We start from the raw sequence: 11127 nt of genomic DNA on the forward strand, positions 1-11127 counted from the left end.
GCCAGCGCATCGGCCTGGCGCAGGCGCTGGCGTTGAAGCCCGCGGTGCTCGTCGCCGACGAGCCGGTGTCGGCGCTCGACGTCTCCGTCCAGGCGCAGGTCCTGCGCCTGCTCACCGACCTGCGGGCGCGACTCGGCCTGTCGATGATCTTCATCACCCACGACCTGCGCGTGGCGGCGCAGATCTGCGACCTCGTGGCCGTGATGAAGGACGGCGTTGTCGTGGAGCACGGCCTCACGCATCAGGTCTTCGGCGAGCCGCGGCACGCCTACACGCAGGCCCTGCTCGCGGCCATTCCGGGCGGCGACTTCGCGCGGACGGCGCTAGGCTAGAGCGCTAACCGATCTCGCGGGCGTCGCGATAGCGATACAGCAGCAGCATCAGCGGCGCGAACGGGCGCAGCAGCGCATGCGCCGGTATCGTGACCGGCTCCGTGAATGGCAGGGCCAGCTCGTCAGCCGGAGCGCCACGCACCGCCTTCGCAAGCTCGGCGCCGAGCGGGATCGTCAGCGCAACGGCGCGGCCGTTGCAGCCGGTCCAGCCATAGGCATCCGGGCCGAGCCGGTGGATGCGCGGCATGTAGTCCGTGGTCATGCCGACATAGCCGTTCCAGACGTAGTCGAACGTGACCTCGCCGATCTGCGGCCACAGCCGCTGCAGGCGTTCGGAGACCCGCGCCTTCAGCCGCTCGGCCTTGTTGCCGGGCCCGATCACCGCGCCGCCGGTCACCAGGCGGTTGCGCGCGTCGTAGCGCGCGAAATACAGCTCGCCATGGGTGTCGGACATCGCCTGCCGCGCCGGGATGATCGTCTTGCGAACATTGTCCGACAGCGGCTGCGTGGCCATCTGCCAGGACAGCACCGGCATCACCTCATGCGCGATATCCGGGGCGAGCGCCTTGGAGAACTCGCCGCTATAGGCATTGCTCGCCAGCACCAGCGCACGCGCCGACAATTCACCTTTCGCCGTCCGGACCACCCAGCGGTCGCCGCGCCTTGCGAAATCGATCACTGGGGACCGCGCATAGATCCTGCCGCCCAGGCTGAGGACGGTGCGCGCGAGCCCGCGCGCCAGCGCGAGCGGATTGATGTGCCCGCCCGTCCTGTTCCAGAAGCCGCCATGCCAGGCGTCGGAGCCGAGCATGTCGCGCGCCTGATCGCGCGACAGCAGCTCGACCGGAGCGCCGAACTTCGACCACTGCTTGAACCGGCGCTCGGCGATCTTGATGCGGCCCGGCGTATGCACCGGCTGCACCCAGCCGGCCTGCTCATGCTCGGCGTCGATGCCGTAGCGCCTGACGGTGTCGAACAAAGTCTGCGCGCTGTCGCGCAGCATCGCGACGAAGCGCTCGCCGGCCGCGCCGTGACGCGCGATGAGATCCTCCGGATCGGGACGCGACAGCGTCGGGATCACCTGGCCGTTGTTGCGGCCCGACGCACCCCAGCCCGGCTCCATCGCCTCGACGATGGCCACATCGACGCCGGCCTCGCGCAGATGCAGCGCCGTCGACAGGCCGGTGAAGCCGCCGCCGATGATCACCACGTCCGCCTGCTGGCTGCCCTGCAGCACCGGCAAGTCCGGCCCGGGCGGGGTCTGGGCTGCCCACAGGGATGGAGGCCATTGAACGTGATCGGTGGTCGTGCTCATCGCGACAGCTCGTTTCTGCCGATCGACCGCCCTCGCGGAGATCGATCTTGCCTTGCGCCCGGCGGCCGGCTGCGCCGGTTGCAGCGCATGGGTCGATTGGGCATAGTTCGGCCGCCAATATGCCAAGTTCGCTGCAAGGAGACAAACGCGTGGCCCTCAAGAATGTCATCGGTATCGATCACGCCGTCGTCGTGGTGAAGGAGCTCGACGCGGCCGCCGAGACCTGGAAGCGGCTCGGCTTCACGTTGTCGCCGCGCGGCACGCACAGCGCCAAGATGGGATCCGGCAATTACACCATCATGCTCGATCCGGACTACATCGAGCTACTCGGCATTCTCGCCGAGACGGACCACAATGTTCCGACCCGCAACTTCCTTGCCCAGCGCGGCGAAGGCATCGAGCGCATCGCGTTTACCGCGATCGATTCCGCAGCCGGTGCCGAGGAGATTCGCGCCAAGGGCTTCGAGCCCATCGGCCCGATCGACTTCGAGCGTCCGGTGCCGCTGCCGGACGGCACGCTGTCCGCCGCCAAATTCCGCGTCTTCCAGTGGCCGGTGGTCGAGGCACCCGGCGGCCTGCGCATCTTTGCCTGCCAGCACAAGACCCGAGAGACGGTCTGGATCCCCGTGCTGATGAGCCACGCCAATGCCGCCAAGCAGCTGAAGCAGGCGCTCATCGTGACGCCGGACCCGGCCAAGGACGCAGCGCATCTGTCGCGCCTGATCGACCGCGACGGCCGCAGCGAGACCGACGGGGCCGTGACGGTGCCGTCGGGCGGCGACCGCGCCGATTTCGTCTTCCTGACCCGGGATCAACTCGCCGCGCGCTATCCCGGCGTTTCGCTGGCCGGTGTGCCGGAACGAGGCGGCGCCGGCCTTGTGCTCGCCTCGCACGATCTGGCCGAAACCGAGAAGGTTCTGGGCAGCGCCGCCATTCGCAGCGGCTCGAGCATCGTGGTGCCACCGGCCTCGGCCACGGGGACCCTGCTTGCCTTCATCGCCGGCTGACGAAGTCCGACGTCATGCGGCCGCGCGCTCCGCGGCCGCATACACTCATTCCGCCGGCTGGAACATCGCTGGACGGCCACGCTGGCTGTCCAGCCAGCCCGCCAGCCGATCCATCAGGCCGCCACCGCTCGACTCCGAGGGCTGTGCGGAGGAAACGAACGGATCACAATGGCACTTTGCGCCGGCCGCACGCGCCATCTTCGCGACCGCTTCGGTCATCGCCGGCGCGCCGCAGGTGTAGACGACATCGTTCGGCCTGATCTCCGGCATGTGCTCGGTCGGACGGCCGCTGCGGATCGCCGGTGAGACGTTCTGCGGCTCCGAGACGATCGGAATGATCTTGACGTTCGGAAAACGCGCCAGGCGACACAGCGCCTGATGCATGTAGAACGACTGCAGCGTGCGCGACACGACGATGAAGACGATCTCGCGCTTCGGATTCTCGGTGATGGCCGCGACTGCGATCGCCCACATCGGCGCGAAGCCGGTGCCGCTCGCGACCAGGATGATCCGGCCGCGATGCTTCTGGCGGAAGAACGCGGTCCCCAGCGGCGCGGTCAGCTTGACACGATGGCCGACCTGAATGTCGCGGCCGAGCGCCGACGACACCAGGCCGTCCTTCAGGATCCGGATGTGCAGATAGAGAAGATGGCTGTCGGGCGCGCCGACCATCGGGTAGGTCGGGCTGTAGCAGCGCGTCGGAAAGCCGCGATACTGCACCTTGGCGTATTGACCGGGGAAGAAGCGCAGCGGTTTCGGCATCTCGATCGTGACACCGACGACGTCCGGCGCAAGGCGCACGAGATCGCCGACCTCGCAGCTCATCGTCACCGTCTCGGGCACCGGCTCGGTGATGATCTTGAGGTCCGACACCACGCGCGCCTGGCAGGCGTGCGCCATGTCGCCTTCCATGCCGCCGAACAGCTTGCCGTCGACGACCGTCACCTTGCAAGAGCCGCAAATGCCACTGCGGCAGTCATGGGGCAGATCCACGCCACTGTTGATGGCGCCGTCGAGCAGGATATCGCCCACATTCGCGTAGAACGTTTCCCTGTTGTACTGGATTTTGCAAATCTTACCCATCACTGCACCTCAAGTCGCATCGGCCGGATCTGCCTCGTATGTCGGATCTGGGTGTGGTCGAACGCCGCGACTCGCATGAAGACACCGTTCTTGATCGGCACGTCGTACTTGCTTTTCGTGTCCATTTTGCGGGCAATTTCGAGCGTCCAATGGCCGGCGGCCCAACGCGCCGCACAACGGATGTCGGCTCGATCACCGGTGAACTCGCCGCTGACGAGCACACCCGGCACCACGGTCCCGATCGGCGTCTGCGCATCCGCCTCTGCGGAATAAGGCACGGACTCCGCCTCCGTCATGAACCAGCGCGCGCCTTCGCTCTCGCCGATGTTGGGATCGAGATTGATCTCGCCCATCGCGGCCGTCATCGCGGCTACGTCCTTCGGAAGGCGCTTCGGTCGCACGCCCCGGTTTCCGAGCCTCGCAGCCTCCCTGTCGATCACGAAATTGTCCGAATAGTTCGCCGTGCCTGGATCCGGCGCGAACCCTCCCTTGTACGGCGTCAATCCCTTGACCTGGTCCGGCGTCGGCTCGGCCGGGGGGCCGAAATGGTCGTCATCCATCCACCCGGTCGGACCGCCGCTGGTCGCCTTCCAGAGCCAGGCGTCGGCATAGAGATTGGGCGCAGGCGTGTAGTGAATGCCGCGGCCCGACAGCGTCGCCGGCTTGTCCGGCAGCGGCTGCGAACTCATGTGGAAGGTGCGGTCAGCCGCCAAGGTGATCGGCAGCGTCGTGAACAGCAGCGAGAACTTGTCCTCGTTGAAATCGTTCTCGTCGCCCTTGTCGAAACCGTTCTGCAGCAGGTGCCAGCCATCGGCCTTCTTGATCAGCGGCAGCTGCTTCAGCGAGCGCGTCGGGTCCTCCCAGATCACCAGGAAGTAGACCCAGGTGCCGTCATGCGCCGCCTTGATCCAAACCTTCGATTCGCCGGTGCCGTCGAAATTGTCGCCCTGGTTGGTGGTCACCATGTGCGGCTGAATATTGCGCCAGACGCGATCGGACGAATCGCCGTCGAGCGTCGGCGCATCCGACGTCGCGATTCGATACACCGTGACGGTGTCCTCGGCATAGTAGTCGGCTGCGAACATCGCCGAACCGATCACGATGGCAGCCGCCGTCGCGACCATGAAGGGATTGGCCTGAAACGTCGGATTGCGGCGTCGCGAGTTGCCCTTGGCAGGCGCTGGCGGACGCATCCGGCCGGCCGGCACGCGCGGCTCGGGACGTGCACGCATCGGCTCCTCCATGCGTCGCGGCGCCGGCATCGGCTCGCGCGCGGCGGGCCGTGCTGCAGGCGCAGGCTTCCGCGGCGGAGCCTCGGCCTCCTCCAGCTTCTCCGACTGTTCGACCAGCATGGTGAGCAGCTCGACCGGGTCGAGCTTCGGCGGCGGCGGCGGCAGGGGTGCAGGACGAAAAACGCGATACAGCTGCATCTTTCCACCGATGCTGAAGTGAACCAGAACGTGGAGCACCAGGAACACCGGTATGACCCAGGTCGCGTACCAATGGATCATCATGGTGGCGTAGCCTGACGCCACGCCGAAGAACAGCAGGCCGCCGGTGATAATCAGTGTCCCCATTGCGATGAACAGCACCCAATGCAGCATCACGCTGATCGAGCCCAGTCGTGCGGGCCGCCGCCCGAGCAGGCCTTTGAAGCGCATCTTGTCGATGGCAACGCGCCGTCCGAGTCCGGACTTTGCGATATAGATCATGTAGGCGACCGCCACGCTCGCGAGCACCACTCCCGCGGGCATGTGCCACGTCCAGGTTCGCTGCCGCGGCAGCAGCCAGTCGAGATTGTTGGCGATCCAGGCATGCCCGGGCGCTTCGGTCGCCATGCGCAGCCCTGTGAGGAACGCGATGACGGTGGCGCCGACCAGCGTCCAATGCAGCAGGATCGTGCCGTAATCGGTCTTTCTGATCTTCATGCGTGCGCCTCCCGACCTGCGCGCACGCAATCGGCGCGACGCACCGCTGAACCGGTGATCGATTCTCGTCTCAGCGGCTCGACCCTATTTCGGATCGTCGAACACGCACCCCTGAACTGCGTCCCCCGCTTAGAATGCATTCCTGCATCACGCGCCCCGATGATGGTGATGTCGTCCAACAACTCTTCGTCCCCCGGATACTCTCAGCGGCAACTTTCAGTCCGGCTTCGGCGTGGACCGCGCCGTCCCCCATGCCGATCGTTGCCACGCTACGATTGAACGCGACCACTTGGATCACGTCTGTGATTGGTCAGTTGTTGCGCGCCGGGCCGGTGACGGGTTGCTCGGATCGCATGGAAACTGGCCGCTTTGTCCTCCCCTGCCTTGTTCGACCAACGCCGTCATAGCCACCGCCCGGCACATCGATGACGTGTGCCCGCTGCGAGAACGCACTAACGGGGCTGGGCGCGATTGGTGATCGCGCGGCTTGAGCTCGTGCGTGAAGCTGGGTGTCCATGTGTTGCCGCCGTCCCCATGGTCGCTCTCCGCACTGTCATCGAATACCGCACGCTTGTGATGACAACGCCTGTGCGTTGCACCGCAGGAAGATTTATTCGGCTTCGTGGCGTCATTCGGCCCGGACCACGGCCAATGAGCGCCGAACCAAGGTGATAGCCGGACGAATGTGTGACGGACGCCGTGCGCGCGTGCCCGTATCGAGCCGCAACCATCGACGATTCAAGACGGATTTCGAACTACGTGGATGGCGGCGACGCCTGCCGCATTTTCCGGCAACCAGTCTCGCGTCTTGCGGCCTGCCGGAGATTTTCTCCCACAGCGTGTGACAGAAAGGGCCGTGTGTCGCATTGTTGCCGGAAAATCGTCGGCATCGACTGTCAAGAGCGCTGATGGAAGCACTAGCCCTAGGGAGACGCGCCTGGATGAGTCTGGCTCAAGACCGGCCCCGAAATAAAGCCGCGGCTGCCCTCACCGACCTTCTCTCGGGAAGCGACGATCCGGTCACGCGTGGATTGCGGCAGGCGGTCCGGCGCATGGCCGGCATCGGCGTCTTCAGCGGCGTGATCAACATCCTGATGCTGTCGGGCTCGGTCTACATGATGCAGGTCAACGACCGCGTCGTTCCGAGCAAGAACCTGGCGACCCTGATCGGCCTGTCGGTGATGATTCTGGCTGCGTATCTGATCCAGGGTTATTTCGACGCGCTGCGCTCGCGCATGCTGTGCCGGGTGGCCACCGTGTTCGATGCGAGCCTGCAGGACGCGATCCACCATGCCCTGGCCACGCTGCCGCTGCGCGGCACCAAGCCGATGCTGATGCAGCAGCCGCTGCGCGATCTCGATCAGTTGCGCGCCTTCATGTCGAGCATGGGACCCACCGCGTTTCTCGACATGCCGTGGATCCCGATCTTCCTGATCGGCATGTTCCTGTTTCACCCGCTGATCGGCATCACCGCCATCATCGGCACGGTCGCCATCATCTCGATGACGCTGGTCACCGACCGTCTCTCGAAACAGGCGAGCAAATCCGCGAGCGATACCAGCGCGGCACGCCAGGTGCTCGCCGATGCAACTCAGCGAAATGCGGAAGTGATTCGCGCGCTCGGCATGCTGAACCGCTTCTCGGCGCGCTGGAACGCGGTCAACGAGAAGTATCTGAAGGACAATATCCGCGCGAGCGACGTCTATTCCAATCTCGGTGCGGCGGCGAAAGTGCTGCGCTACATTCTGCAGTCCGGGATGCTCGGCATCGGCGCGGCGCTGGTCGTCTCCGAACAGGCCTCGGGCGGCGTGATGATGGCCTCGTCGATCCTGATGGGGCGCGCGCTCGCCCCGATCGAGATCGCGCTGGGCAGCTGGAAGCAATTGGTCGCCGCCCGCCAGGGCATTGCGCGTCTTCGCGATGTGTGCAGGGCGACCGCCAAGCCCGAAGCGCCTCCGGTCGCGCTGCCGCGTCCGTGCCGGGAGCTCTCGGTTCAGGAGCTCACGGTGGCGGCGCCCGGCACCGATCGTCCGATCGTCCACAACGTGTCGTTCGCGATCCAGGCCGGTACGGGCCTCGCGCTCCTCGGCGCCAGCGCATCCGGCAAGACCTCGTTGTCCAAGGCCCTGGTCGGCATCTGGCCCGCATTGAACGGCAGTGTCCGTCTCGACGGCGCCGCGCTGGACCAGTGGAGCAACGAGGATCTCGGCCGTCACATCGGCTATCTGCCGCAGGATGTCGCGCTGTTCGACGGCAGCATCGCCGACAACATCTGCCGCTTCGACGAGAATGCCAGCTCGGATGCCATCCTCAAGGCGGCGCAGATCGCCGGCGTGCACGACATCATCCTGCGGCTACCGGAGGGCTACTCGACCCGAATCGGCCAGGGCGGCATGTCGCTGTCGGCCGGTCAGCGGCAGCGCGTCGGCCTCGCGCGCGCCGTGTACGGCGATCCGTTCCTCATCGTGCTCGACGAGCCGAATGCGAATCTGGACACCGACGGCGAGAATGCGCTCAGCCGCGCCATTCAGATCATGCGGCAGCAGAACCAGAGCATCGTCATCGTCATCTCGCATCGGCCGAGTGCGCTGAACGCCTTGAACATGGCGCTGGTGCTGTACGAGGGCAAGGCGATCGCCTTCGGCCCGTGTCAGGAGATCTTCGCCCGCGTTGCCGGCGGCAAGCCCGCTGCCGGACCCGCCGTCACGCACGCCGCCGCCGCCGCACCGAGGGTGGCCGCTCCGACGGCAGCCCAAAATCCGAACACACGCATGCTCCGTCGCGCCGCCCCAGTAGAAAGCGCTTGATCCATGAAACACATCAACGACTTCAGGCCCTTCGATGACGACGGCTATGTGCGCCCGAAGACCCGCGCGGTCGGTCCACAGGGCGATGCTCTGATTCTCGAGCTGCAGCGATTGCAGGGTGCGTTCGACGACGGCTCCGACGACGACCCGCGGGCACGCCGCGGCTCACGCGACGGCGGCAAGAAACGCCGCCGTCCACCACCGGCGCAGACCCGCGTCAAGCCGCGCAAGAAGAAGGGCAGCACCATGGGGCGCGCCCTCTCGCTGTTCGGACTGGGCGCGCAGGCGCAGCGCGAGCGCCGGGGAGAAGGCATCCGCGAGATGGACTGGCAATCGCCCGCGCCGGTGCGCGGTCGCGAGCCGGAGCTGACACCGCCGCCGCGCCACGCGCCTGGCCGCGTGCCGAACAACAATATGGCCGTGCTCGACGTCCGCGAGGCACGCCGCGACGGCGGCTTCGGCGACGCGCCGCGACTCGGACCGCAGAACCTCCCTGCCCGCCTCGGCCAAGCGCCGGCCGTGCCGCAGACCGGGGTCCGCCGGCTGGTCGGAACCGCCGGCACCGCGTTGACGACCGGCATGACGTTCATCGCGGCGCAAGGAACGGCCGCCGATCTCGACGATGATTCGGACGAGCAGCTCGTTCCGCGCGTCGGCCGGATGTTCGAGAACGAATTGCGCCTCGGCTTGCGCGTCCTGCTGGTCGCGGCCGTGTTCGGCGGCGGCTGGCTGACGCTGGTGCCGCTGGCCGGCGCCGTCGTCGTTCCAGGCAATCTCGTCGTGCAGTCGAACGTGAAGGCGATCCAGCATCCGACCGGCGGCATCATCGCCGAGATCAAGGTCGACAATGGCAAGCGCGTCGCCGCCGGCGACCTGCTCGTCAGGCTCGACGCGACGCAGAGCCAGGCGCAGTTGCAATCGATCACCAAGCAGCTGAACGAGCAGCGCGCCAAGATCGCCCGCCTCTCGGCGGAGCGCGATGGGCTGGAGCAGCCCGAATATCCGGCCACGCTGACCTCGCGCGCCGATGACCCGAACATTCGCGCTGTCATCGCCTCGGAAAATGCGTTGTTCAAGGCCCGCGCCGTCACGCGCAAGAGCCAGAAGGAGCTGCTGCAGGGCCGCATCGTCCAGCTCAACAACGAGATCAGCGGCATGGAGGCGCAGCTCGATTCGAAGACCAAGCAGATCGACCTCATCAAGGGCGAACTCGCCGGCGTGCAGGACCTCTACGACAAGCGCCTCGTCCCGCTGACGCGATTGACAACGTTGCAGCGCGAGGCCGCCCGGATCGACGGCGAGCGTGGCCAGCTGGTGTCGAGCGTCGCGGAAACGCGCTCCAAGATCAGCGAGGCCGAACTGCAGACGGTCAAGATCGATCAGGATTTCCGCAGCGAGGTGGTCAAGGATCTCAGCGATTCGCAGGCCAAGGAAGGCGATCTGGTGGAGAAGAGTGTCGCCGCACGCGACCAGCTCGACCGTATCGAGATGCGCGCGCCGAATTCCGGGACCATCCACCAGCTCGCGGTTCACACCATCGGCGGCGTCATCAAGCCGGGCGAGACCGTCATGGAGCTGGTGCCCGATTCGGACGAGCTGCAGGTGGAAGGCCACGTTCAGCCCAAGGACATCGATCATGTCCACACCGGACAGGACGCGATGGTCCACTTCAATGCCTTCAATTCGCACACGACCCCGAAGTTGAGTGGGCAGGTCTCGTTCGTGTCGCCCGATATTACCAACGACCAGCGGACGGGCTCCACGTTCTACACGGTCAGGATCACGCTGCCCGATGAGGAGCGGAAGCGGCTCGGCGACGTCAATCTGAAGCCGGGCATGCAGGCCGAGGTCTATGTCCAGACCGGCAGCCGCACGATGCTGAGCTATTTGATGAAGCCGGTTCTCGATCAGTGGCGCCGCGCCTTCGTGGAGTGATCTGTCGCGATATGGTGCGGTCTGCGTTCCGTTTTGCGGGGACCGCAGACTGCATCGGCCTTTCAGCATGAACGTTGCAAGTTTGTCTCTAACCTCGGACCCGCCGATGGGGCCGCCAATTGCCATCCCACGCGCCGTCGCCCAGCACGGCGGACCGGCGTCCGCTCCGCCGTCGAAGCCTCGGCTGCCACCCCCGTCGAGCGTGCCGACCCAGGAGGGTCCCCAGGGGCTTCGGTTCGATTTCAACGATGGCTGCCGGGTCATGCTTCCCGACATCGGCCAGCCCTGGCGCGTCCGGCTGAGCGATCTCGAAACGGCGAATGTCCTGTTCGACATCGACCTGCGCTCGGGACACGTCAACAGCAGCAAGCGCTACTTCGTCCCGTTCAGATTAGAGGTCTGGTCGGGACCGGAGCTGCTGCTGCGCCACGACTACGACGCCGGCGGGCGCGACGTCCTGATTCAGTTTCCGGTCGGCACCATCGGCGACGTCATCGGCTGGCTGAGCTATGCGGTCAAGTTCAAGGAGCTGCACCAGTGCCGGCTCACCTGCGCGATGGGCGAGCCGCTGATCGCCCTGTTCGGCGCAGCCTATCCGGACATCAGCTTCGTCACGCACGAGATGATCGAGGCGGAGCGCTATTACGCGACCTACTCCGTCGCCCTGTTCTTCGATGACCCCGAGCAGGCGTATCAGCCTTGCGACTTCCGGCAGGTCGG

General features: G+C 66.1%; 7 protein-coding genes and 1 pseudogene. 5 read left to right on the plus strand and 3 right to left on the minus strand.

The annotated features are described in order from the left end of the window. A pseudogene (locus BRAS3809_RS30320) lies at positions 1–332 on the plus strand (microcin ABC transporter ATP-binding protein); the annotation flags it as partial. A 4-nt stretch (positions 333–336) separates the two neighbouring features. On the opposite strand, the gene BRAS3809_RS30325 reads toward BRAS3809_RS30320, so the two are convergent. Next, a complete protein-coding gene (locus BRAS3809_RS30325; protein WP_008965839.1) occupies positions 337–1647 on the minus strand; it encodes an NAD(P)/FAD-dependent oxidoreductase in 1311 nt (436 codons plus the stop codon). A 149-nt stretch (positions 1648–1796) separates the two neighbouring features. Between BRAS3809_RS30325 and BRAS3809_RS30330 the strand changes: the two genes are divergently transcribed. Beyond that, the gene (locus BRAS3809_RS30330; protein WP_008965840.1) at positions 1797–2654 is read left to right on the plus strand and encodes a VOC family protein; all 858 of its coding nucleotides are present in this window, start codon (positions 1797–1799) and stop codon (positions 2652–2654) included. Between the two features lie 45 nt (positions 2655–2699). Here BRAS3809_RS30330 and BRAS3809_RS30335 read toward each other — a convergent pair whose 3' ends face one another. Both BRAS3809_RS30335 and BRAS3809_RS30340 read right to left on the minus strand, forming a co-directional pair. After that, positions 2700–3737 carry a 2Fe-2S iron-sulfur cluster-binding protein gene (locus BRAS3809_RS30335; RefSeq protein ID WP_008965841.1) on the minus strand — a complete coding sequence of 346 codons (1038 nt, stop codon included), beginning with the start codon at positions 3735–3737 and terminating at the stop codon, positions 2700–2702. Then, the gene (locus BRAS3809_RS30340) at positions 3737–5665 is read right to left on the minus strand and encodes an ethylbenzene dehydrogenase-related protein (RefSeq protein ID WP_008965842.1); all 1929 of its coding nucleotides are present in this window, start codon (positions 5663–5665) and stop codon (positions 3737–3739) included. The genes BRAS3809_RS30335 and BRAS3809_RS30340 overlap by 1 nt, the downstream gene beginning before the upstream one ends. A 1052-nt stretch (positions 5666–6717) precedes the next feature. Between BRAS3809_RS30340 and BRAS3809_RS30345 the strand changes: the two genes are divergently transcribed. From BRAS3809_RS30345 to BRAS3809_RS30355, 3 genes are all read left to right on the plus strand, one after another. Then, positions 6718–8472: a type I secretion system permease/ATPase gene (locus BRAS3809_RS30345; RefSeq protein WP_008965843.1), complete on the plus strand. Its 1755-nt coding sequence runs from the start codon at positions 6718–6720 to the stop codon at positions 8470–8472. 3 nt (positions 8473–8475) lie between these two features. After that, positions 8476–10407: an HlyD family type I secretion periplasmic adaptor subunit gene (locus BRAS3809_RS30350; protein ID WP_008965844.1), complete on the plus strand. Its 1932-nt coding sequence runs from the start codon at positions 8476–8478 to the stop codon at positions 10405–10407. Positions 10408–10513: 106 nt separating this feature from the next. Continuing rightward, the coding region (locus BRAS3809_RS30355) for an autotransporter strand-loop-strand O-heptosyltransferase (protein WP_240535807.1) at positions 10514–11127 on the plus strand (614 nt) is incomplete at its 3' end.

The organism is Bradyrhizobium sp. STM 3809 (assembly GCF_000239795.1).
GTDB lineage: Bacteria > Pseudomonadota > Alphaproteobacteria > Rhizobiales > Xanthobacteraceae > Bradyrhizobium.

Coding starts and splice junctions, on each gene's coding strand:
- BRAS3809_RS30325 (WP_008965839.1), bottom strand. CDS start 1,647: ATGAGCACGACCACCGATCACGTTCAATGGCCTCCATCCCTGTGGGCA.
- BRAS3809_RS30335 (WP_008965841.1), bottom strand. CDS start 3,737: ATGGGTAAGATTTGCAAAATCCAGTACAACAGGGAAACGTTCTACGCG.
- BRAS3809_RS30340 (WP_008965842.1), bottom strand. CDS start 5,665: ATGAAGATCAGAAAGACCGATTACGGCACGATCCTGCTGCATTGGACG.
- BRAS3809_RS30345 (WP_008965843.1), top strand. CDS start 6,718: ATGGCCGGCATCGGCGTCTTCAGCGGCGTGATCAACATCCTGATGCTG.
- BRAS3809_RS30350 (WP_008965844.1), top strand. CDS start 8,476: ATGAAACACATCAACGACTTCAGGCCCTTCGATGACGACGGCTATGTG.